Origin of the sequence: Shewanella sp. A32 (assembly GCF_029167175.1) — a bacterium.
Taxonomy (GTDB): Bacteria; Pseudomonadota; Gammaproteobacteria; order Enterobacterales; family Shewanellaceae; genus Shewanella; species Shewanella yunxiaonensis.
On the sequence record NZ_JARFTS010000002.1, the window covers coordinates 135,232 to 158,826 of the forward strand.

General features: G+C 49.0%; 22 protein-coding genes and 1 tRNA gene. 12 read left to right on the forward strand and 11 right to left on the reverse strand.

Annotated elements, in window-relative coordinates; all coding sequences use genetic code 11:
* Positions 1-365: 365 nt before the first annotated feature.
* From PY479_RS02540 to PY479_RS02550, 3 genes are read left to right on the forward strand one after another with little or no spacing between them, the layout of a single operon-like run.
* On the forward strand, positions 366-2,150 hold the full coding sequence (locus PY479_RS02540) for an assimilatory sulfite reductase (NADPH) flavoprotein subunit (protein ID WP_275482782.1): 1,785 nt from the start codon (positions 366-368) through the stop codon (positions 2,148-2,150).
* A 51-nt stretch (positions 2,151-2,201) separates the two neighbouring features.
* Complete coding sequence (gene cysI / locus PY479_RS02545; protein ID WP_275482783.1) at positions 2,202-3,896, forward strand: assimilatory sulfite reductase (NADPH) hemoprotein subunit; 1,695 nt, start codon at positions 2,202-2,204, stop codon at positions 3,894-3,896.
* Complete coding sequence (locus PY479_RS02550; RefSeq protein WP_275482784.1) at positions 3,889-4,647, forward strand: phosphoadenylyl-sulfate reductase; 759 nt, start codon at positions 3,889-3,891, stop codon at positions 4,645-4,647. Before cysI ends, PY479_RS02550 begins: the two co-directional genes overlap by 8 nt.
* Before the next feature lie 344 nt (positions 4,648-4,991).
* Here the strand turns inward: PY479_RS02550 and PY479_RS02555 are convergent, their stop codons facing one another.
* Positions 4,992-6,269 carry a S41 family peptidase gene (locus PY479_RS02555; protein WP_275482785.1) on the reverse strand — a complete coding sequence of 426 codons (1,278 nt, stop codon included), beginning with the start codon at positions 6,267-6,269 and terminating at the stop codon, positions 4,992-4,994.
* A 151-nt stretch (positions 6,270-6,420) separates the two neighbouring features.
* A complete protein-coding gene (locus tag PY479_RS02560; protein WP_275482786.1) occupies positions 6,421-7,335 on the reverse strand; it encodes a phospholipase A in 915 nt (304 codons plus the stop codon).
* Positions 7,336-7,573: 238 nt separating this feature from the next.
* Here PY479_RS02560 and cobA point away from each other — a divergent pair, with 238 nt between their 5' ends.
* A complete protein-coding gene (cobA, locus tag PY479_RS02565; RefSeq protein ID WP_275482787.1) occupies positions 7,574-8,392 on the forward strand; it encodes a uroporphyrinogen-III C-methyltransferase in 819 nt (272 codons plus the stop codon).
* A gap of 14 nt (positions 8,393-8,406) precedes the next feature.
* Here the strand turns inward: cobA and PY479_RS02570 are convergent, their stop codons facing one another.
* On the reverse strand, positions 8,407-9,252 hold the full coding sequence (locus PY479_RS02570) for a TIGR03899 family protein (RefSeq protein ID WP_275482863.1): 846 nt from the start codon (positions 9,250-9,252) through the stop codon (positions 8,407-8,409).
* 248 nt (positions 9,253-9,500) lie between these two features.
* Here PY479_RS02570 and hemG point away from each other — a divergent pair, with 248 nt between their 5' ends.
* The 3 genes from hemG to PY479_RS02585 all read left to right on the forward strand — a co-directional run bounded on the left by hemG (position 9,501) and on the right by PY479_RS02585 (position 11,864).
* On the forward strand, positions 9,501-10,025 hold the full coding sequence (hemG, locus tag PY479_RS02575) for a menaquinone-dependent protoporphyrinogen IX dehydrogenase (RefSeq protein WP_275482788.1): 525 nt from the start codon (positions 9,501-9,503) through the stop codon (positions 10,023-10,025).
* A 9-nt stretch (positions 10,026-10,034) separates the two neighbouring features.
* Positions 10,035-10,550: a cytochrome b/b6 domain-containing protein gene (locus tag PY479_RS02580; RefSeq protein ID WP_212595522.1), complete on the forward strand. Its 516-nt coding sequence runs from the start codon at positions 10,035-10,037 to the stop codon at positions 10,548-10,550.
* Between the two features lie 699 nt (positions 10,551-11,249).
* Entirely contained in the window at positions 11,250-11,864 is a 615-nt protein-coding gene (locus PY479_RS02585) for a LysE family translocator (protein WP_275482789.1), read from the forward strand.
* A gap of 17 nt (positions 11,865-11,881) precedes the next feature.
* Here PY479_RS02585 and PY479_RS02590 read toward each other — a convergent pair whose 3' ends face one another.
* A complete protein-coding gene (locus PY479_RS02590) occupies positions 11,882-12,781 on the reverse strand; it encodes a LysR substrate-binding domain-containing protein (protein ID WP_343377245.1) in 900 nt (299 codons plus the stop codon).
* A gap of 176 nt (positions 12,782-12,957) precedes the next feature.
* Here PY479_RS02590 and PY479_RS02595 point away from each other — a divergent pair, with 176 nt between their 5' ends.
* Positions 12,958-13,968: a zinc-binding alcohol dehydrogenase family protein gene (locus PY479_RS02595; RefSeq protein WP_275482790.1), complete on the forward strand. Its 1,011-nt coding sequence runs from the start codon at positions 12,958-12,960 to the stop codon at positions 13,966-13,968.
* Between the two features lie 53 nt (positions 13,969-14,021).
* On the opposite strand, the gene PY479_RS02600 is transcribed toward PY479_RS02595, so the two are convergent.
* Both PY479_RS02600 and PY479_RS02605 read right to left on the reverse strand, forming a co-directional pair.
* On the reverse strand, positions 14,022-14,345 hold the full coding sequence (locus PY479_RS02600) for a DUF3144 domain-containing protein (RefSeq protein WP_212595525.1): 324 nt from the start codon (positions 14,343-14,345) through the stop codon (positions 14,022-14,024).
* A 96-nt stretch (positions 14,346-14,441) separates the two neighbouring features.
* Positions 14,442-14,846, reverse strand: a complete 405-nt coding sequence (locus tag PY479_RS02605) for a tautomerase family protein (RefSeq protein WP_275482791.1) — start codon at positions 14,844-14,846, stop codon at positions 14,442-14,444.
* A gap of 148 nt (positions 14,847-14,994) precedes the next feature.
* Between PY479_RS02605 and ung the strand changes: the two genes are divergently transcribed.
* Positions 14,995-15,657: a uracil-DNA glycosylase gene (ung, locus tag PY479_RS02610; protein WP_212595527.1), complete on the forward strand. Its 663-nt coding sequence runs from the start codon at positions 14,995-14,997 to the stop codon at positions 15,655-15,657.
* A 54-nt stretch (positions 15,658-15,711) separates the two neighbouring features.
* Positions 15,712-16,419, forward strand: a complete 708-nt coding sequence (gene folM / locus PY479_RS02615; RefSeq protein ID WP_275482792.1) for a dihydromonapterin reductase — start codon at positions 15,712-15,714, stop codon at positions 16,417-16,419.
* A gap of 45 nt (positions 16,420-16,464) precedes the next feature.
* On the opposite strand, the gene PY479_RS02620 is transcribed toward folM, so the two are convergent.
* Positions 16,465-17,550 (reverse strand): methyl-accepting chemotaxis protein, encoded by a 1,086-nt coding sequence (locus tag PY479_RS02620; protein WP_212595529.1) that lies wholly within the window; start codon positions 17,548-17,550, stop codon positions 16,465-16,467.
* A 337-nt stretch (positions 17,551-17,887) separates the two neighbouring features.
* Between PY479_RS02620 and PY479_RS02625 the strand changes: the two genes are divergently transcribed.
* Positions 17,888-19,792: a U32 family peptidase gene (locus tag PY479_RS02625; RefSeq protein ID WP_275482793.1), complete on the forward strand. Its 1,905-nt coding sequence runs from the start codon at positions 17,888-17,890 to the stop codon at positions 19,790-19,792.
* 120 nt (positions 19,793-19,912) lie between these two features.
* On the forward strand, positions 19,913-20,524 hold the full coding sequence (locus tag PY479_RS02630) for a HupE/UreJ family protein (protein WP_275482794.1): 612 nt from the start codon (positions 19,913-19,915) through the stop codon (positions 20,522-20,524).
* Positions 20,525-20,552: 28 nt separating this feature from the next.
* On the opposite strand, the gene PY479_RS02635 is transcribed toward PY479_RS02630, so the two are convergent.
* The 4 genes from PY479_RS02635 to PY479_RS02650 all read right to left on the reverse strand — a co-directional run bounded on the left by PY479_RS02635 (position 20,553) and on the right by PY479_RS02650 (position 23,560).
* Positions 20,553-20,629 (reverse strand) — tRNA-Pro (locus PY479_RS02635).
* A 136-nt stretch (positions 20,630-20,765) separates the two neighbouring features.
* On the reverse strand, positions 20,766-21,206 hold the full coding sequence (locus PY479_RS02640) for a SufE family protein (protein ID WP_275482795.1): 441 nt from the start codon (positions 21,204-21,206) through the stop codon (positions 20,766-20,768).
* Between the two features lie 14 nt (positions 21,207-21,220).
* Complete coding sequence (locus PY479_RS02645; protein WP_275482796.1) at positions 21,221-22,438, reverse strand: cysteine desulfurase; 1,218 nt, start codon at positions 22,436-22,438, stop codon at positions 21,221-21,223.
* Between the two features lie 81 nt (positions 22,439-22,519).
* Positions 22,520-23,560 carry an NADP(H)-dependent aldo-keto reductase gene (locus PY479_RS02650; protein WP_275482797.1) on the reverse strand — a complete coding sequence of 347 codons (1,041 nt, stop codon included), beginning with the start codon at positions 23,558-23,560 and terminating at the stop codon, positions 22,520-22,522.
* Positions 23,561-23,595 lie beyond the last annotated feature (35 nt).

A 23,595-nucleotide genomic window follows, 5' to 3' on the forward strand; every position in this document is an offset into this window, starting at 1 on the left:
AGATAAAAATCTGCTTTTCCCGGTCAGTTATCGGCAACTATGTTGCAATCAAGTGATAAATAATTACCTGAACAGCCGGTCTATTAGACTACTCCGTTTTTTGAGAACCGACAGTCTTCCTTTTGCCACACATTTAGTGCTAGGGCATTGTCGCAACTCTTTGCTCGGAAACAAGCGCATATTGCTCAAGCCGAGTATTTCTTAGCTGGTCGGAGCAAATAATATGCGCTAGGCCACATTTTTTTAACTTAATTGTCGCAAATCTCATATTCCAAATAAATATAAAAAATTAAATATTATTCTTTTTTGACTTTCGTGAGCACAGATAAGCTTGCGGCTATCTCTCTGTCGCAAGGTTTGGCTCCATGTCGTTAAAAGAACTCTCATCGTTGGCATCTCCGTTAACGGAATCCCAAGTGACCCAGTTACAGCAATTGGCTGCGCAGCTCAGCCCACTGCAGCAAGCGTGGGTCAGTGGCTATCTCGCCGCTAGTGCCGGTGTCGCTGCTCAAACTACGGCTCAGGTGCAGCCCGGTAATACCTTAACCATCTTGTACGGCAGCCAGACGGGGAATAGCCGCAGTATAGCCAGCCAACTGGCGCAGCAGGCAAGGGCCAATGGTTATGCGGTGAATCTCAGCGCTATGGGCGAGTATAATGTGCGATCGCTCAAACAGGAGCAGTTGTTAGTTGTGATCGTCAGCACTCAGGGTGAAGGCGACGCTCCGGATGATGCGATTGAATTACATAAATTTTTAGCGTCAAAACGAGCACCAAAACTAGAACATCTGCATTATGCTGTGCTGGCGCTCGGTGATTCATCTTACGAATTTTTCTGCCAGACCGGCAAAGATTTTGATGAACGTTTGGCGGCGTTGGGGGCAAAGCCGCTGTTACCACGCGTGGATTGCGATGTGGATTATCAGCAGCTAAGTGAACAATGGCAGCAGCAGTTATTGGTGGCCGTGCAACCACATCTGCAAACATCCGCACAAGTTGTCTCGATTGATAGCGTCAAGCCAGCCAATACGGCAAGCGGATATAGCAAACAGCAGCCGTATGAAGCGGACATTCTGCTTAGCCAGAAAATCACTGGGCGTGATTCGACAAAAGACACCCGACATATTGAAATCGATTTAGGCGAATCTGGCATTCAATACCAGCCGGGAGACGCCCTCGGCGTTTACTTCAGCAATTATGCCGCGTTAGTGGATGAACTGCTCTCCAGCCTCCAGCTTGATGGCAATAGTGCGGTGATGTTGCAAGATCGAGCACTGAGCCTGCGTCAGGCGCTATTGGACGAGAAGGAATTGACACAGCTGTATCCCGGCCTAGTGCAATTCTGGGCGCAGCACTGCGGCAGCGATGAATTGCAAGCAATCGCCGATGACCGTGAGCAGAGCCGGTTATTCATCAGGCACCATCAGTTGGCTGATTTGCAGCGTTTATATCCCATCACCAACGTTGACGCCCAGCAATTGATCGATGTGTTGCGTCCAATCACACCGCGCTTGTATTCCATCGCGTCCAGCCAGAGCGAAGTCGACACCGAAGTGCATCTGACAGTAGGGCTAGTTCAGGAAGTGCGCGATGGCATTCCGCGTTATGGGGCCGCATCTGGATTTCTGGCTCGCGCCGAAGAAGGGCAGAAGCTGCGGGTTTATGTGGAAGCTAACAAGCATTTCCGTTTGCCGACTGATCCAGCGACCCCGGTGATTATGATCGGGCCCGGTACCGGCGTGGCACCATTTCGTGCTTTCATGCAACAACGAGCCGCACAGGGGGCTAGCGGTGACAGCTGGTTGTTCTTTGGTAATCCGCACTTTGAGCAGGATTTTCTGTATCAGACCGAGTGGCAGCAGTACCTCAAAACCGGTCAGCTTAGCCGGATTTCTCTGGCATTTTCCCGCGACCAACAGCAAAAAATTTATGTGCAGCAGCGTATTCGTGAACAGGGTGAAGCGTTATGGCAGTGGCTGCAACGTGGTGCCCACCTGTACTTATGTGGTGATGCCGAGCGCATGGCCAAAGACGTGCAGCAGGCGTTAGTGGATGTGGTTGTCGCGTATGGTGGTCTGGACGCCGAAGCCGCCACCGAGTATCTGGAAAACCTGCGACAACAAGGTCGCTTCCTGAAAGATGTTTACTGAGAACCATGGACAGCACTGCCACTGGCAGGCTGGCATCAAAGAGAGTGAGTTATGAGCGAGCCAAAATTATCTGCTAATGAGCGCATTAAAAGTCACAGTCAGCACCTGCGCGGCACCATAAAGCAAGGATTGTCCACAGATGTTACCGGGGCTTTCAGCGATGATGATCAGCAACTGATCAAATTCCACGGTTTCTATCAACAGGACGACCGGGATCTGCGTAATGAGCGTAAAGAGCAGAAACTGGAGCCCCTCTACAGCTTTATGCTACGAGCACGGGTTCCTGGCGGTGTGTGTACGCCAGAGCAGTGGCTAGAAGTCGACCGTATTGCATCTGAGTTGACCACCTCGAACAGTATTCGCCTGACCACGCGTCAGACCTTTCAGTATCATGGTATTCCCAAGCGTAATCTGAAAACCATTATTCAAGGGTTAGACCGTAAAGCATTGGATTCCATTGCCGCCTGTGGCGATGTGAACCGTAACGTAATGTGTAACCCCAACCCAGTGCAGTCCAAACTGCATCAGCAGGCATATTACTGGGCGAAAAAACTGTCAGATCACATGCTGCCGCACACCAAGGCTTATGCCGAGATCTGGCTGGATGATGAAAAACTGTTAAGCACCGAAACTGAAGCCGAGCCGATTTATGGTGATACTTATCTGCCACGTAAATTCAAAATGGCCGTTGCCGTGCCACCAGATAACGATGTGGATGTCTATACCAACGACTTTGGCTTGATCGCGGTTGCCGAACACGATGAATTGGTTGGCTTCAACTTAGTGGCCGGTGGCGGCATGGGCTCGACTCACGGTGAGGTGGAAACCTTCCCACGGCTAGCCGATGACTTCGGTTTTATTCGCGCTGAAGACACCATCAAATTCGCTGAAGCGGTCATGACGTTGCAACGGGACTGGGGTAATCGCAGTAACCGTAAACGTGCACGTCTGAAATACACTATTGTGGATCGCGGTTTTGCGGCATTCAAAGCGGAAGTTGAAAATCGTGCGGGGGTGAAATTTGAGCCTAAGCGCAAAGTGGTTATCGGCGATCGTGGCGATCGCTATGGTTGGGTCAAAGGTGTCGATAATCAGTGGCATCTGACGTTGTTTATCGAAGGGGGTCGTATTAAGGATCTCCCCGGAAAACCGTTGCAAACTGGTTTGCGGGAGATTGCCAAAATCCATCAAGGCGATTTTCGTATGACCTCCAACCAGAATATCATCATCGCCGGGGTCGCGGAGGCTGCCAAACAACAGATTGAAGGGTTAGCGCGCAAGCATGGTTTACTGGGCGAAGTGATCAGTGCCAGCCGCGGCCATTCCATCGCGTGTGTGGCACTGCCGACCTGTCCGTTAGCGATGGCTGAAGCAGAACGCTATTTCCCTGAATTCATGGATAAAGTCGAGGCACTGCAACAGAAGCATGGCCTTGCCGAGCAGCCGATCGTGGTGCGCATGACCGGTTGTCCTAACGGCTGCGCGCGTCCTTTCGCGGCAGAAATTGGTTTGGTAGGTAAAGCGCCCGGACGCTACAACCTGTATTTGGGCGCAAGTTTTGAAGGCACCCGGCTCAACAAAATGTATCGGGAAAATATCCAGGAAGCTGAGATATTAAACGAGCTGGATGGCTTATTTGCGCGCTATGCGCTGGAACGTAATGCTGGGGAGTACTTCGGTGATTTCGTGGTGCGTGTTGGCGTTGTGAAAGCGGTACTGGATGCCGCCAGGGATTTCCATGGCTGAGATAAGTTCGCCGGTAACGGCCGCACAGTTAACTGCGTTGTTGCAGCTGGATGAACATGAGCAACAACAACAGCTGGCTGATATTAATGTTTTCCTCGGTCAATTAACGCCACAGCAGCGTGTCCAGTGGGCCTTGGCGTATTTGCCGGGAACCCATGCGCTATCCTCAAGCTTTGGTATTCAGGCGGCTGTAATGCTGCATCTGGTAACTAGCATTTGGGCTGACGTGCCGGTCCTCCTCACTGATACCGGCTATCTGTTTCCGGAAACCTACCAGTTCATAGATGAGCTGACGCAACGACTGCAGCTGAATCTTAAGGTGTACCGATCAGAATTGACGCCGGCCTGGCAAGAAGCGCGATTTGGCAAATTGTGGGAAAAAGGTCTGGATGGACTCGAATTTTATAACCGTATGAATAAAGTTGAGCCGATGAAACGGGCCTTAGAGGAGTTACAGGTGGGGACCTGGTTTGCTGGTCTGCGCCATAGTCAGGCCGCGACTCGCGAAGCCTTGCCGATCCTTGCAATTCATGGCGGTCACTACAAAGTGTTACCCATCATTGAGTGGAGTAATCGTGATGTACATGTTTATCTGCAACAACACAATTTACCTTACCATCCGTTGTGGTATCAAAATTATGTGTCGGTTGGTGATACGCATTCTACGCGGCCGTTAACTGCGGAAATGACAGAAGCGGAAACCCGATTCAACGGCATCAAACGTGAGTGTGGCCTGCACTTTGAAATATAATTATTATAATTCAATATATTAGGTTGTCTGTGTTCAGAACTGCTCAGAATGGGCACGCTTAGCGATCAAGGTTTTTACCAGTTTGTACACAGACTTATGCACAACGTAAATTTCTTGGTTATACTAAACATTCCCCGTTGGGGAAATAAGGCATGTCATTCTGTATCCGGTGTTCCTATTGGGCATCAGCCTTCGGCAGACAGTGTGATTGACGTGCTGATGGCAGTGTACTCCTTCGGGTAGCAGGTGATGACTTATCGATGTTGCCGTTCACTGCCGCTTTGATTGGCTTGCTGGCGCAGTCTCAAAGCATTTTCCCGTCCCGAATAGCCTGGGTATTCAGGTTATTCGGGGCTCTCCCCCGAAGCGTTAATTTTCCCAAAATATTGTCGCAACGCCTTAAGCAATTGAGGCCACTTAACATTTGGTGGCAGCGGTAGCTGTAGATCCGGCGTAATCCCCTTCCCGGACAATTGATTGCCGTATTGGTCATAGGCTAATGATGCGGTAATACTCACGCTGATATCGCTGCTGGGGAGGCGGAATTCGTGTTTACGCCCCATATCGCCCAAGGTGGCATCACCTATCAGCAAGGTCTTGCGCCAATCTTTGGCATAATACGCCAGCCATTCGCATTCATAACGGCATCCTGGACCAATCAGCAGTACCAATTGCTGCGATGTTGCCGGGACTACTGACGCTGGCGATACTACGGGCGGTTTTGCAAACCATTGACTTAGCTCGGGTTGCTGCTGTTTGGCTAAGGTGACGCTGATAGCGGGAAACAGTTGAAAGTATTGCAGCGATACCAAACCTAGCGGTGCGAGAAAATCACTGCGTAGCTGTGAGGCGCGGCGGTAACGTCCATAACCTATGGGCTGTGTTGCCGGGTATTGTCTGCCTTGTGCTAACTGCTGTAGCAATATCGGACTGAATCCAGTGGTCTGTCGTAAGTCCAGGATCAGCGTTCCAGCCTGCAGCGCTTTTTGGAAATCCCGTTGCAGCTGACGATCATTTTCCAGTCGCTCTAAATCGCCAAAACGAAACAACTCCGTATTATCACCCAGCCATTGCCATTGACTGATGGCAGGGCTACGTTTGCTGGTAGCTTTGTCTGATACCGGTAATTGTAGATGGGTGATATTGCTGTCATCACTGCTTAAGGTCAGGGTTACTGTAGGTTTTACTTGTAAGCCTAATTCTCGACGCAATACATCCAACTGCTGTAGCTGTGTCGTGATAGGCAGCTTGGCTGCGAGCATGCGTTTGGCTGCTGTTTCCCAGCGCTGGATGGGCACGCCGTCTATGTGTGTCAGGAATGGGCGTTTGCTATCGATAGGCTGATTATTGTTGTCTAATGCCAACCAGCGTTGCTGCATCTGTTGTAACTTGATGGGTAAAATGCCGGAGGCCATGGGCAGGGCAGATACACTGGCACCTGGGTCATTAATTAGGCTCAGCAGTTTCCGTACTTCCGTATTAAAGCGATTAAGGTCAATATGTTGCGGATAACGAACAGTGACTTGACCTACACGCTGTTGTAAACGTTTTAAATTCTCTGGATGAAGCACAATAAAGGCCGAGTAATCGGCCACTTGCTGCTGCAAGGTTTTAAGATCCAATACCAACTGCTCATGGGTTAATACCCCTGGGCGAGTGGTCGCTGCAAGACAAAACGCAGTAGTTGCAGGCTACTGATCAATAATGCCAGCAGAAATAGATAAAAAATTTCTCTGAACCCGGATCTCATTGCCATGACAACAATATCGCCCTTTACAGCAGGTCATTGAGCGCGACACCGAGACCGATACGCTCGGTGTGCGCGTTGTAATCGATAAGACTTTCACCATAGCCGTTGAAATACTGCGCATAGATCCGCAAATTTCCGAGAATCGGATAGCTCCATGTCAATTGTGCGGCACCACGATTATTGCTGGTTTTTAGGTTATTCCGCAGCATCAGACTGAAGCGGTGCTTGCCCGGCCCATAAAGGGCAGTGAATTCAAAATGACCTAAATAATCTTCAATATCCGGGTTGTCATCGCCGTGAGGGTCACCGTCATATTTCTTGTCGCTTTCAGGGATCCTCCACCAGACTTTCAGCGAAAAGGCCATTGGCCCATTATCAAAGACCATATTGCCATATACTCGATTCCAGCTACGAGATAGGCTGCCAGAGCGACCATTGGATTGATGTACGGCACCAAATCCGAAAAACGAATTGGTGAAATCACCAATTTTCCAGTCATTGTTAAACAGCATAAACAGTTCCGGTTCATGATTGGTTTCCCGGAAAGGTGAAGAGCTGTTTTTATTGTAAACCTGCCACCAGGACTGGTTTGTGTAAGCAAAGAACAGATGCCCATTATCACCGAACACCTTGTATGCCAGCGGAAATTTAAAACTGATCTGGAATTTAGCTTCAGTGTGGTCCAAGGCGTAATCGCCTTGCTCCATCTCTGCAGCAAAGGGTGTGGTATTGGGGGCCGAGCTGTAAGTTATCGGCAGAAAATAATTCACCTTGTGAGGCATGATGACAAATGGGTTGTCTGAAGCCTGCAACTCTTTATTGACCCGCTCTTCTACCAACGATGGCTGTGGATTAGCATCAGTCTCGGCAAAGACTGTCTGGCAGTTTAATACGCCGATCACTCCAATAATTACGGCGGTAAGCTGGGGGATTTTCATGCGACCTTGTCTCCCTGGTAACGTAAAATATCCACTGCGAATGCAGTGTAGCATTGAAAATGGCCGTATTAACAGTAGCTTGAATTTGCCGCGGGGGAATGTCATCAGATGATTTCTGAATGGTGCTTCGATGCCTTGTTTATATATAACTATTAAGAATAAAAACTAATAATTATATATTTAATAAAGAATATTGAGACAGTTATATTGCCCCTAGGTAATTAGGGGGTGATTGAAGATGGCACTGTTGCAACTCGCTGGGCGTCAAGCCAAAGGTAAAGTCTATCTGTTGGGTGCCGGTCCTGGCGATCCGGAGCTATTAACCCTCAAAGCCTGGCGCTTATTGAAAAGTGCCGACGTCGTGTTATATGACGCATTAGTCAGCGAAGAGATCTTGGCGCTGATCCCAACTGCGGCCGAAAAGATCTCCGTCGGTAAACGCGCAGGTCATCACAGTGCTTCTCAGGATGAGATTAATCGCTTATTGGTTACTAAGGCTTATACCCGAGAAACCGTTGTGCGTTTAAAGGGGGGCGATCCTTTCATCTTTGGTCGCGGTGGGGAAGAACTGTTGGCATTAACGGATGCCGGAGTGCACTTTGAAGTGGTCCCAGGGATTACTGCTGCCAGTGGTGCAGCGGCTTATGCGGGCATTCCATTGACGCACCGTGAACTTGCCCGGTCTGTTACATTTATTACCGCTCATTGCCAAACCGCCGAGCAGCCGATCAACTGGCAGGCCTACAGCGCAGTTGACCATACTCTGGTGATTTACATGGGCGTACTCAAGGCCAATATTATCCAACATGAGCTGCTAACTGCCGGTAGGGCGGCCAATACCCCGGTTGCGATCGTGTCTCGTGCAAGCACGCCACAACAAAAAACATTTCAGGGGACATTATCGGAATTGGAGCGGTTAGCGGCTGATCCTCAATTACAGATGCCTGCGCTCATTATCATAGGCCATGTGGTGCAGTTGGCGCAGCAGCTAAATTGGTTTGAAACTGCTTCGCGGCAACACAGTGCCGTAGCGACAGAATCTTCCATACAAGGATGAATCGTGCGCTAAAGTTAGGCGGTGACGGTAAAGTCTTTTTGCAAAAGGGTCTTGAGGGCGCTGACATACGCAACGTCTTCACGCGGAGCAACTAAATGTGCCAGTTCTTCTCCAACCGCCGTTAGCCGATAATAGCCAAAAAGTAAGTGATTAGATTTTGGGGTAAGTGTCAGCTGCTGTTGATGTGGCAGTTGCAGCACTAACGCTTGTTTGGCTGGCAACAATCCAGTTTCAAACTCGCTCTTATGCAGTATGCCCGCATCCATCAGTGTTAACAGACTGGAGTAGGGCAGCCCAAACTGCGATAATCCCAAGTTCACCGCAGGGTGTTTACGGAAATACTGTCCAAATCCCCCTGATATGCGATAGCTACTCAGCAGTTTTCCCCGGTTTTCATTATTGATTTTTATCATCATTCCCAGCGCTTTTTCCAGCAGTTGCGCTTCACGTAGCGTCAACTGTTTTAGCGTGGTTAAGGTACGCAGACTAAAGTTACCTGGATTCACGGTTTCACTGGCAAGGATACGTGCCCAAAGATCCTGCATCTTACGATTATGGATCTGTTCCGCTAGTTGAAAAAATTGATGGACCCAGTCGGAGTCAAGTTCAGCACCAGTGACATCAGATGACGAGTAACTCAGTGTCATCGCATAAATGTTTTCCAGGTTTTGCTGATACTGCTGTTGCTGCAATTTTTGTCTAAACACTGCCCGTTGACTCAACGTTGCATTGGCCGGGTGATAATCATTGTCTGAGGCCAGTCCCAAGAGCCGGCCAAGACGCAGCACTTTCTTGCGCGCAGACATCTCTTGCGCACTTTCTATCGGCGATGATTCGTTAAGCTCATGGGGGTCGGCCATTGCATCAGTCTGGATTAAGGTTGGCATGGCTTACTATAAGCCGAAAGGTGACTAGGATGTCCAGAAGTTGTTAGAAACTGCATGATTGTTCAGCTAACTGAACAAGTAAAAGCCATTTTGTGAACTGCACGTAATTAATGACTTTTTGCGCGAGTTGTTGCCGATGGGCGTGATCCGATTCATGTAAACTATTGCATTATTTCCCTAATATAATCGCTAGCTAACAGATTGAACGTACAGGTGTTAATGTGGACAAAACCCTTATTCTATTTTCCAGTGTTCATGGCCAGACCCGAAAAATATGTGACTTTATGGCTAAGCGTCTGGAACAGCAGGGACATCAGGTAACTTTGGCTGCAATCACGGACGCGCCGGAATTAGGTGAATTCGACAGAATCTTGATTGGTGCCAGTATCCGGCATGGAAAGCACAACCCTGCGGTTTATGATTTTATTGCACAGCACCAGGCGCAGCTAGAGGTCAAACCCAATGGTTTTTTCTCAGTCAGCCTTGTTGCCAGAAAGCCCGCCAAAAATACGCCTGATACCAATCCTTACATGCAGGCATTTCTGGCAAAATCCGCTTGGAAACCCAAGTTGCTGGAAGTGTTTGGCGGAAACCTGAACTACCAGGGATATGATGCCATGGATCGCAATATCATAAGATTTATCATGTGGATAACTAAGGGCCCTACCGATCCTAATACCTGTGTGGAATATACCAATTGGGATAAAGTAGCGGCGTTTGTCGATCAGTTTGCCACCGCGGCGTAGGAGTCGGTTATGGGAAGCCTGCTGGCGCTCTATCAAAGATTGCAGCATTTGTTGCTCATTGTGTTGTGCGTAGTGTTGTTGGCAGGCAGTGGTCAGTTGACGCTGTTACGTTCGCTACCCGCTCACGCAGGATTCTGGAATCTGACACACGTATGGCTGGGGTTACTGGCGAGTGTGGTGGCATTCACTTTTTTTATCAGCAACCTTACCGGCGGCAGCTGGCGTCAGTATTACGGTATTGTGGCGGGCAATTGGCATCCGGTATGGCATGACCTCTGTGGTTTAGGCAAGGGACGTATTCCGGCTGCTGGCGGTGTGGGGCTATTCAGCCTGATTGAAGGTCTGACCATGATCGCGCTGTTAGCCGTATGCTTTAGTGGTTGCATGTGGTTTTTTGAACAGGGCAGTAAAGACGCGCTGTTTTGGCGCGGTTGGCATCACTCTTTGATCTATGTATTTGTCACGTTATTAATATTGCATGTGCTTTGCGCGTTAAGTCATTTACTTGACCTCATTCGTGACTAAACAATGTCGTTTTTTGAGAATAATCTGTAACGCCAAGTCCGCTTTTTATTTTATCTACCTACTACGCTGTTAGCTTCAAGTGAGGTGGCAACCGGCGTAACTCTGCATTGAAGCCAATACCTTTGCTGGATTTTTTAAATAAGATAAATTCAAAACTTTTCAGATAATCAAAATGGTTTAACACTGTAAATCAATATATATTGATAATTGTTCATTAAATGTATTCATTTAATGATGAAAATTTATTCAGTATTGGGCAATGTTTGCTTTTCTGTTTACTTATATTGCAATTATGTTTGCTAAATGTGATTTTTAGCTCGTCAGCTTTGAGCAATTGATTTCTGACGTGAACAATGGCAGCCGAGTCTGCTTTTGTACTCGGATGCTTTTCAAATGTTCCCCGTCCTGGTTTGGGTTGCCGACATGAAACATCAGATTATTCTCCCTATGGCTTTAATGGTAGCTATACAGCGGACGTGTTACGTATCGTTTTTACTATGTTGCTGCCGCGGGGTCTTTGACAATTGTTAGTGACCCCGTTGCCTTTTTTTATGTCCATTTCTATCAATACTCCTCGCTGAATTTTCCATTTGCTTTTTATCGAATGCAGTATTGTCAGCCAGATGCACTGGTATATAGTGTTGACGCTTCGAGCGCAATTTCCACACAAATAAGACTTTAATACGGGAAAAGGTAAATATGAGTTGGAGTATGTGGCTGGGACTGTTGGCGATCTCCTGCTTGGGAGCTATGTCTCCCGGGCCCAGTTTGGCTATGGTGGTCCGTCATACCTTAGGTGGCGGTCGCGCGCAAGGGATTGCTTGTGCCTGGGCACATTCTGTTGGGATTGGCATGTACGCCTTGATCACCTTGCTGGGATTGGCCGCGTTATTAAAGCATTTTCCCATCATTTTTAAGGTGATTGCGGTTGCTGGCGCATTGTATCTGGCATGGCTCGGCATAAAAGCGCTGATGTCAAAGGGGGGAATGCAGCAAAAATTAGCGGCGGGTAGACAAACCACCGTGCTGGAAGCCGCACGCGATGGCATCGCCATTTCCATGTTAAACCCGAAGATCATGTTATTTTTTACAGCGTTGTTCAGCCAGTTTGTATTAGCTGCGCAGCATAGTTCTGGCAAAGGACTCATCGTGCTGACGCCGCTGATTGTGGATGGCTGTTGGTATACCTTGATTGCATTTATGCTGTCACAGCCCAAGGTGCTCGATAAACTGCGTAACAAAGCCAATCTTATCGATAAGCTAACTGGTGGGGTATTGTTGTTGTTAGCGTTGCGTGTGGTTGCGTCTATTTGACGGTGTCGCCCACCGTATCAGCGACTGGTGCCGAGATGTTGCAACAGATGACTGCGTAACGCGTTAATAAGCGGTGTGAGTTGACGTCGGTCGGGTAACAACATGTTCAGCGGCGCAGCCTCACCATGCCAGTCGCTGCATAGTTGTTGTAATCGCCCCTGTTGCAAATCTGCCGCGATATCCAGACGTGATTTGTACGCAATACCACAGCCGGCTAAAGCCCAACGATGCACCATGTCACCATCATCGGCAACCCGATCTCCTTTGACGTTGACGCTGATAAACTCCTCGCCTCGGTTAAATTGCCAACGATCATGTACGCGGTCTGCCAGCATAAAACATAAGCAATTATGCTGTGACAATTCCTGTGGATGTTTTGGGGTTCCCGCGCGTGCCAAGTAGGTTGGCGCAGCACATAAGACCCGGTCATTATTAGGTGTTAACGGTAATGCAATTAAGCTGGAATCGGGCGGTAATCCGTAACGGATCACTAAATCGACCGGTTGATGGTAGATATTGGTCAGATGATCACTAATCTGCAGTTTTAGTTCTACCTGTGGATGGGTAGCTATAAAACTGTCGAGTAAAGGTGCCAACAGATTGCGTCCGAGGTCAGATGGCAGTGACAAGTGCAGTTTACCTTGAAGCCTCTGTCTGCCACTGCGCAACAGCATTTCGCCCTGTTCCAGTTGCTTTAATGCCTCTTCACAATATTGCAGATACTGTTCACCCTCCTTGGTTAACCGCAGGCTGCGGGTGGAGCGAACAAACAGTGGTGCCGCTAATTGGTGTTCCAGGCGTTTTATCGCCGCACTGGTGGCCGCCGGCGTCAGATTCATCGCCCGGGCAACACTGGAAAGGCTGCCTTGTCTGGCGGTTTCAACAAAGATTTGTAGATCCTGCAAAGCACGCAACATAAGACATTACCCGTCAGTCGAAAGGCGATTTTTAAGCTGATTTTCAAATATTATTTAAATCAATTATTAAATATTAACGGTTTTTCTAACGCAATGACACCGCTAGATTAGGCAAAAGGCTAACCGTGGCCGACACTTATGACACACATTATCAGCAATTGTTAGAGGGAGAGATAATGAAAGCAGTAGGATACAAACAAGCACATACGCTTGGCGGTGATGATGTACTACAAGATATTGAGTTACCTCAGTTAACCGCTAAAGGACAAGATCTACTGGTGGCGGTACAGGCGATTTCGGTCAATCCGGTGGATACAAAAATTCGAAGCCGGGTCGGTGGCGAAAACGGCCAGTATAAAATTCTCGGTTGGGATGCGGTTGGCACTGTACTGCAAGTGGGGGATCAGGTAAGCGCGTTTAACGTCGGCGATCGCGTGTGGTATGCCGGTGATGTTTCGCGGCCAGGCAGTAATGCGGAGCAGCAATTGGTGGATGAGCGAATTGTTGGATTAGCGCCTAACAATTTACCAGACGCCGCAGCCGCTGCTTTGCCTTTGACAGCGTTGACTGCTTGGGAATTGTTGTTTGATCGACTGGGATTGCCCATTGGCGCCGGGCAAGGAAAGGCGTTGCTGGTGGTGGGAGCCGCCGGTGGTGTTGGTTCAATTCTAGTGCAATTAGCGCGGCAACTGACAGATGTCACCGTCATTGCCACTGCTGGTCGTCCGGAATCGAAGGCGTGGTTAACCTCTTTAGGCGCGCATCATGTCATTGATCATCATGGTTCGCTGAGTCAACAGATCCAGGCGGTAGGTTTTGCCGGGGTTCATTGGGTGGCATCTCTGAATAATACCGATGAGCATATTGAACAGATTGTGGAATCTTTGTTGCCGCAAGGGCACTTAGGATTGATTGATGATCCGCACGTATTCGATATTAAATTATTGAAACGTAAAAGTTTGGCTTTGCACTGGGAATTTATGTATACCCGGTCTCTGTTCAAGACCGAAGATATGGTTCGTCAGCAGCAAATCCTCAATGAAGTTGCCAAACTGGTCGAGGCCGGAACGTTGAAAACAACCGTCAGTGAGCACTTCGGCGTGATAAATGCCACCAACCTATTGAGAGCGCATGCGCTACTAGAATCGCATCAGGCCCGTGGCAAAATTGTGTTGGAAGGGTTTTAAGCGATAAAAAAGGGAAGCAATCACGCTTCCCTTCGTTTTCTGCACACCGGGCGTCACGGACGAAACTGCTCGACATCGTTATCAGCCGTATCTTCATCGTCAGCCACTGCTGGCGGATTGGCGATATGATCTTCCAGATTATCGGCGAGCATCTCACGGTATTCATTCGTGAACCACTCCAATGCGCTATCTTTTTCAGTTTTCAGATCCGCCGCTTTCACTGACGCTTCAAAGGCATTAAAGCGTGCAGCCGCAAAGCGTAACGCCGTACCAATTTTCCCCAGATCCTGATGTTGTTGCGTCAACTCATTGGCGAGGGCGATAAATTGATCCGCGAGCTGAAAAATGGTGGTTTCAGTATTATTGGCTTGTGACATCGTAGAGTCGCTCTTGCTTATGGTTTAGGCGCAGATTTTACTCAAATCTGCGCCGCCGCCAAGAAAAAACTGCAAGCAGTCACAGCTGGACGTGGGTTATGCGGGTTTGCCACCAAGTCTACCGGTGCTGTATTGCGCTTCACCTTCACCAAAACTCCAGTCATCCTGGGTGTTAGTGAAAAATGAGATCATCAGATCCTGTGGCGCTATGGCGCATTGCTGCTGTAGGTCTTCACAGAGGCGTTTCATGAACAAGTGCTTTTGTTCAGTGCTACGGGGACTGGTGAACACGCGCAGTATAATCACATCATTACTGCGCTGATAACCCAGACCGGTATCTTCAACAACCATCTGATAATCTTTATTTTCATGGACTATCTGGTAACGGTCGCGTGTAGGCACCCCGAAGACTTCGAGCACCACCTGATGTGTGCAATCCAGAATTTTACGGACGGTTTGTGGTGTACGCCCTTCAATCATATCGAATACCAGTAACGGCATAATAATTGGCTCCTTATGATGACTTTGAAAGGTGATTGTAAGCCGGTTGTGGGCAATTTGCACGGCGAGTCCCATCCTGGAGGAAATCCCTTGTGTGTCAGTGTTGCGACTTTTAAGCTGTATGCCATAAAAAGGCAGAGATAACATTATGATTAATAACTGGCAAACGTTTATAGAAGCTGAACAGAAGCAAACTTACTTTCAAAAGTTAACTAATTTTGTGGCGTCAGAAAGGCAATCTGGGAAGCTCATTTTCCCGCCAGAGCGAGAGGTTTTTCGTGCGTTTGAGCTGACGCCTTTAGACCAGGTTCGTGTGGTGTTATTGGGGCAAGACCCATACCACGGCCAAGGTCAGGCGCATGGGTTATGTTTTTCAGTAAAGCCGGGCGTGCCATTGCCACCATCGCTGAAAAATATCTATAAAGAGCTCGCCACGGATATTGAAGGCTTTCACATCCCGGAAGACGGTTTTTTAGAGCAATGGGCCCAGCAAGGCATTCTGATGCTTAACACGGTATTGACCGTGGAGGAAGGCAAGGCACATTCACATGCTAAAGCAGGATGGGAAACCTTTACTGACCACGTGCTGAGTTTTTTGAATCAACAGCCTCGACCGATTATCTTTGTGTTGTGGGGCAGTCACGCCATTAAAAAAGGCAAATGGATTACAGCGCCTCATCACCGCATCATCAGCGGGCCACATCCGTCACCGCTCTCGGCCTATCGCGGTTTCTTCGGTTGTCGTCATTTTTCGGCCATCAATAAACAACTACAGGCACTGGGGGAACCGGCCATCGACTGGCAACCTTGAAGCCGCTGGCAAATACTGAAACAATCGGAGCCAAACTCACGGCAGTAAATCAACATGAAACCGATTCTGATCACCGGCGTTGGCCGACGCCTCGGCCTCGCCACCGCTAAAGCGTTGCTGGCTGAGGGCTGGCCAATTATCGGCACTTACCGCACTCATTATCCGGAGTTGGATGAACTTAGAAGCCATGGCGCCGTGCTATACCGTATCGATTTGTTAGATGCTCAGGCATTGACAACATTTATCGCCTGGTTGAGACATGAGTGTAAGGGGTTAAGGGCAATTGTACATAACGCATCAGACTGGGTGGCAGATGATGCCGGTTTGCCGGTCACTGAAGTTTTTAGCCGGATGATGGGGATCCACGCTGAAGTCCCTTATCAACTGAACCTGGCGCTGGCAGATTTACTCGACAGTGATGAAATTGGCGGCGCGGATATTATTCACGTGACGGATTATGTTGCACAAAAAGGTAGCGCAAAGCATATCGCCTATGCCGCCAGTAAGGCTGCGTTAGAAAACCTGACATTATCCTTTGCTGCCAAGTTGGCACCCACAATCAAGGTCAACAGTATTGCTCCGGCGATGATGCTGTTTAATGAACAAGATGATGCCGCATACCGGGAAAAAACACTGGCCAAGGCGTTGCTGCCAAAAGCGGGCGGTGATGCAGAATTTGTTTATGCCGTGCGTTATCTGCTGCACAGCCGTTATATGACGGGGAGCTGCTTAAACCTGGATGGTGGCCGGGCATTGAAGTAGCCAGTCTTGAGACCGACTGGCGAATCAAAGTATTCGCAACTAGCGTTAATGCGTTACGGCGGCAATTAAGCGGTCAATGGCGTACACTACCTGCAGACTGGCATCTTCCATGATTTTCAGCTGCCGTACCATGGCGACAGTATCGCCCTGTCGCCGGGCTTGTAATGCCATTTTGCCTGCTTCATGGACTTGATGATGTGGCTTTTCCAGTTCCCTGAAGCCAGTCAGGTGGCTGTAGCGTTCGGCACCTTCCCCCTTGTAATACCACTCACCCAGACGACAGTGATGGTGATCATTAACGGTTTCATCCATGTTTTGCTTCTCAATCAGTGCATAGATATGGTTTTTCCATACCGCATGATCGAGTTTGGTCGTGGTGAGAAAGCCAATGGTGGCACTGCTATTAATGACTTTTTGCATCTGTTCTGAACTGTCCAGTACCTGATTCACGACGGTATCTATCTGACTGGCAGAGGTGGCAACTTCCGACGCACAATGGCGGGTTTCATCCGAAACGGTTCTTAACGCCTGAGCCTGTTTCACAATCTCTTCCACCAATTTTTCAATGTTATTGCTGGAGTCGTGGGCTTTTGCCGCCAGATTGCGTACCTCATCGGCAACAACGGCAAAGCCGCGTCCCGCTTCGCCAGCCCGGGCGGCCTCAATCGCAGCGTTTAATGCCAGGAGATTAGTCTGATCCGAAATGGCCTGAATGGCGCTAACAAATTGATTGATGCTCTGTGTGCTGTGTTCTAACTGCTGCACTGCTTGCTGGCTGGCGGCTGAGTGGCTGTTAAGCTGGCTCGCCCGACTTCCCAAGTGCACCACTGCTCGGCGAGTCTGTGCAAAAACGCTGTCCAATTGCTGCAGATTTTGCGCTTCCTGCTGCATGTCGCTGGCATTATTGGCCATTGCCTCACGCACCGACAGCAACATCTGTCCGCCTTGATTCTGACAGGTCAGCATATCGGTAAATTGCCGATGTTGTTGATCCTGATGTTGCAGATTCTGTTCATACTCACTAATGGTTTGCTTTAGCATGCCAATTTCATTGTCATGCTCAGCCTGAAGTTGTTGGATTTGCTGTTGTAGATGGGCAATTTGTTTCTCAGACTGTTTTCGTGGCCACATAAAAATCATCCAATAATGAGATTAAACGAATGATACCCACATTTAAAAAGCGGGTTTGTGAGAAAGTATATAACGTGAACTAAAAGTTACAATGGTGATTAAAATTAATACGATTTAAGTGATGCTCACCTCACAAAGATACTTTGTCATGCATGAACCATAAGTGATATTTCGTTTGTCACTGAGTGGGCAGGGTCCCATTAGGTTGGTGTCACTCATGGTATCGGGGCTTAATGATTAAGCCGCCGCAGTCACAGTAACTGAGGTAAAATGTGCCTGTGCAGTCAAAATTGACTTTGTTATACTCCGCCTCCTCTTGATTAGCAGGTTCTTAACCATGGTACAGATATACTCACCAGCGCTTTCCCTTCCGGTAGATGGTTCTCTGGAGTTACTCGCTCCGGCGAAAAACGCTGATTATGGTATTGCGGCAATCAGCCACGGTGCTGATGCGGTGTATATTGGTGGACCTGCTTTTGGCGCCCGAGCCACAGCGGGCAACAGTGTGCAGGATATTGAACGGCTGTGTCACTATGCTCACGGCTATGGTGCGCAGGTGTTTGTGGCGCTGAATACCATCCTCAGCGATCAAGAATTACAGCAAGCAGATCAACTGATCCGGCAGTTATATCAGGCGGGTGCTGATGCGTTAATTGTGCAGGATATGGGCATTTTGCAGTTAGATTTGCCACCGATAGCGCTACACGCCAGTACTCAGACCGATAATCGAACCCCGGAAAAAGTGGCGTTTCTGGAGCAAGTGGGCTTTTCTCAGGTGGTGCTGGCCCGAGAGCTTAGCCTGGAGCAAATCCGTGCCATTGCTGCCAAGGTCAAAACCCGATTGGAATTTTTTATCCACGGTGCTTTATGTGTCAGCTATTCCGGTCTGTGTAACCTCAGCCATGCATACAGCAAACGCAGTGCGAATCGCGGTGAGTGTTCACAGATGTGCCGTCTGCCATGCAATCTCAAGACCCGCGAAGGCGAGACATTGGCCGAAAACCAGCATTTGTTGTCATTAAAAGATAATAACCAGACTGATAATCTGGAGGCCTTAATTCAGGCAGGGATCCGTTCGTTCAAAATTGAAGGTCGATTAAAAGATCTCAGTTACGTAAAAAATGTCACCGCACATTACCGGCAACAACTGGATGCGATAATGGCGCGGCATTCCGGATTGCAGCCTGCATCTCACGGACATTGCGAATACACATTTACGCCGAATCCTGACAAAAGCTTCAACCGTGGGAAAACTGATTATTTTGTTAATCAACGTCATGGTGGTCTTAATGACTTCCGTACCCCTAAGTATTTAGGGCAGAGTGCTGGTCGCGTCAGTCGTATCGGTAAGGACTGGCTGGAGATCAACCGTGATGGCGCTGAAGCGGGCGAGTTGCACAATGGCGATGGCTTGTGTTACTTCACTATCGATTTTGCCAAAGCAGTGCACTCAGATGCTAAGCTCAATGGGCTGCGTGTTAACCGAGCGGAGGGGGACCGTGTCTGGTTGGCCGGAGCCGTGCCGGGGGATCTGCGTGTTGGCGTGGAGCTGTTCCGCAACCTCGATCATGATTTTGAAAACCTGCTCGGTAAAGAGTCATCAAAACGCTTAGTTGATGTTGACCTCAGACTGTTTGATACCGATGCCGGTCTGGGGTTGGCGATAAGTGATAGTTATGGCAACACCGCTGATGTGATGGTGGCGTTTGAGCGTCAGCCAGCCAACGATCCGCAAAAAGCCTCGCAGCATCTGCAAAGTGGTTTGGCGAAGCTTGGCGGTACTCGTTATCGTGCGCGTAATATTGAGATAGCCACTTCACAAGCGTGGTTTGTTCCTGCAGCGGTACTGAATGGTTTACGCCGTGAAGCGGTGGATGCCTTGGAACAAGTCCGACGGGAGCATTACCAGCGTCCGCAACCTTGGCCGCGCGACCCCGACGCCATTTTCCCGCAGAAATATCTCAGTTATCTGGGCAATGTGAATAATGCCAGTGCTAAAGCCTTCTATGAGCAACATGGCGTAATTAAGATTGAACCTTCATACGAGCAAAATCAATTACTTGAAGATACGCCGTTGATGATCACCAAGCATTGCCTGCGTTACAGCTTTAATATGTGTCCGAAAGAGCATCCAGAACTCAAGGCTGAACCTATGTTGCTGGAAGTGGGTAATGACACCCTGAAACTGGTTTTTGATTGTCTGAAATGTGAGATGCTTGTGGTGGGTAATAACAAGCTTTGATCATTAAAAAAATGTCAAAATTTTAAAATTTTTTTGACGTTTTATTGAACTGAATCAAACAGGTGTTTACAGCTTAAGACTAAGCTAAAACTGTGCGACACGGACAAGGGGGAGGCAAAAATGCCAAAAGCCATGTTTGACCACAGTTTAACTATGCTGGTGAGCGTAGTTGCGCTTATTCTACTTTCTCTCAGCTTTTCTGGTGAATATTTCACGCCGTTGATGAAACTACCGCCCTTAGCATTAGTTGCCGGGATACTGGTAACCACTGGGGTCGGGATTTGGTCGGTACAACTTGGTGGTCGAGCCATATGGGCATTGCCACTGGCCTACCTGTTAATGCTCGCATTGGGCACTGTGGTAGCCCCGTCATCGGTGGTGTTAATTATTGCCAAAGCCAGCATTTTATTATCAGTGTTTATTGTCGGTATGTTGATCGCCGGTAACGTTAAATTATCGACCCATGTGGCAGCCGCCTTGGTGGGAATGCTGGCATTTTCTCATGGTTATGCGTATGGACACGTTAATTTGGGACTGATGGGCTGGCAGCATGGCGTCAGCATTTACGATTGGCTATTGATGATGTTGCCGGGATTAGTGGCCGCCATTCTGATGAGTCTGTTTGGCGAGGCGACTTGCAGTACCCTAGTTAAAACGCACCATAAACCTATTGCCTATGGCATCGGTGGCATGATGTTGTTCGCCGGGCTGATGATGGTATTACTGGAGTAATGTGACGCATAAGAAAGGGCGATGGAACTGGTCGGAGCGAGAGGATTCGAACCTCCGACCCCTGCCTCCCGAAGACAGTGCTCTACCAGGCTGAGCTACGCTCCGCTCCGACATTCCTGACGTTACATAGCGAAGGTAGATGCCGCCGCCCTGCAACGCTGCGTATGATGCCACAAATTTTTCGGAAGTGTGATAGCCAAAATACCGTTTGCTGTAAATTTAAGCTGAATTCAGCTTATTTTTAGCCAATCAGATTTTTCATTGTGGTAGCAATGGCATACAAGCCATTTGTACGCGAAGGGCTCAGCTGTCCGGCCAATCCTAAACTGGCAAAATAATGTTCAGCTGAGAATGTCATAATCTCATCGGCACTGCGGTTGTTGACCGCCGCGAGCAGCAGCGCAATCAGTCCTTTTATGATTCTGGCATCACTAAAAGCGACATACAGATGCTGTCCGTCGCACGTTTGATGATACAACCACGCTGCACTCTCACAGCCGCGCACTCTGGCAGAGTCCTGCTGCCACTCAGCTGGCAATTCTGGCAGTAATTTGCCCACTTGCATCAGTAAGCGGTATTTATCTTGCCAATTGCTCGCCTCATGTACAGTTGCCACCGCGTGTTGCAATTGTGGCAGACAGTCACGATATGCTTCGAATAACCGATTATCAGGACCGTTCATGAATGTTCCCACGACTATACTTCCGTCAGTAAATTGATAGCGGTACGCAGCCCCTGTATAAAGCACTTGATATCTGCGGCATTACTATAGATCCCGAGCGATACTCTGCAGCAGCCTTTAACTCCCATGAGCTGCATCAGTGGCATGGCACAGTGATGACCACAGCGAATGGCGATCCCTTGCTGATCCAGCAACATGCCGATGTCCTGATGATGTTCGTCGGCGAGATTAAACGCTACCGAACCGCTGTTATCTGGATGCGCACCATAAAGTTTAACACCGGGAAGTTGTGCCAGCTCTTGCTGTAATTGCTGCAGTAGCTGCTGCTCTTGTCGCTGGGCCGCTTCACGGTTAAGACTGCTGAGGAAGTCAACCGCGGCCCCCAGACCTATCACTTCGGCAATCGGTGGTGTGCCTGCTTCCAGACGGAAGGGCAGTTCACCAAATTCAGTGTGGTCAAAGCTCACCGTTTTTATCATCTCGCCGCCGGTGAGTAATGGTGTCAGCGTATCCAGCAGCGCAAAACGCCCCCACAGCACCCCTATGCCTGTCGGTCCATACATCTTATGACCAGAAAAAGCGTAAAAATCGCAACCGAGTTGCTGTATATCCACCGGCAGGTGTCCGATGGCCTGTGCACCGTCTACCACGCAAATAGCACCAGCTGTATGGATTTGCTGCGATAAGGCACGGATATCGTTCACAGTCCCCAATACGTTGGAGACATGACTTAGCGCTACCAGTTTCGTCGGTTGCTGCAGTAGTGTCGTTAGCGCTTGGCGATCCAAGCGTAAGGTTGATGTCAGTGGGATCGGGATTAATGTCGCCCCGGTGCTTTTGGCCAGTTGTTGCCAAGGCACCAGATTGGCGTGATGGGCTGTGCTATCTACCAGAATTCGATCGCCGGCGCGAATTTGCGACGCCAGCCCATGAGCCAGCAGGTTCAGCGCTTCTGTGGTACCGTGAGTAAAGATGACTTCCTGCTGTTTTTCAGCATTGATAAACCGCTGAACTTTTTCGCGAACGGCTTCAAAACCACGAGTCGCAGCCGCTGCTAACTGGTAGCTGCCACGATGCACATTAGCATTGTGGCGGCGATAATAGTCATCCATTGCCTGTATCACCGCTAAGGGTTTCTGGCTGGTCGCCGCCGTGTCCAGATAGCATAGTGGGTAATCGCCCATCATCTGGTGTAGCAGCGGAAACTGGTCGCGTATTGAAGAACCGTTCATGAGTAGGGCTTAGATAATCAAAAGGCGCACAGATCTTCAAAGATTTGGGCGCCTAATGCAAGTATGTCTGTAATCTGCGGTTTAAGGGCAGGGCACGCGATACTTCAGACTCAATGCTTCTAATTCCGCTAATACTTCTTCTGACAGGGTTAATTGCTGGCTGTTGATATTTTCCCGTAGCTGCTCAGTAGAGGTCGCGCCGATAATGTTGGCACCAACAAACGGCCGAGAACTGACCCACGCCAACGCCATCTGTACCGGGCTAAGTCCCAGTTTGCGCGCCAGTGTCACATAAGCTTCCGTGGCTTTTAATGCCAGCTCACTACTGGTGTAACGGGAAAAACGTTTGAACAGCGTCAGCCGTGCACCTTCCGGCCAGGCATCATTAAGGTATTTACCACTCAACGTGCCAAACGCCAGCGGTGAGTATGCCAGTAGCGGCAGTTGTTCGCGGTGGCTGATTTCGCTCATGCCGATTTCGAAACTACGGTTTAGCAGGTTGTATGGGTTTTGCACCGTAACAATGCGCGGCACGCCATGTTTATCCGCCAGTTGCAGATATTTCATCAATCCCCAAGGCGTTTCATTGGAGACCCCAATGTAGCGCACTTTACCGAGGCGGATGACTTCTGCCAGCGCTTCTAATGTTTTCAGGATTGGCGTTTGTGACTCTTTGGGCTGTTGCTGGTAATACAACTCACCGAAAAAGTTCGTGTTTCGATGCGGCCAATGGATCTGATAAAGGTCGATGGTATCAACCCCAAGGCGCTGCAGTGATGCATCCACCGCTGCATGAATATTGTCCCAATCCAGTGCCATATTCGGCCGAATGTAATCACAGCGCCCACCGGGTGCGGCAACTTTGGTCGCAATAACCAGCTTATCCCGGTTACCTCTGGCTTTTAGATAATTACCGATGATTCGTTCGGTTTCACCCTGAGTTTCCGGCATTGGTGGAACCGGATACATTTCCGCCGCATCAATAAAATTGATGCCTTCACCGATGGCCAGATCTAATTGTTCAAAGGCTTCCGCCTGCGTGTTCTGCTGTCCCCAGGTCATGGTGCCCAGGCAAAGTTTACTTACTTCCAGGTTGGAATTGGGAATACGCATATATTCCATTGACTGCTCCCTTGGTTCCTGTTTACTTGCACGCT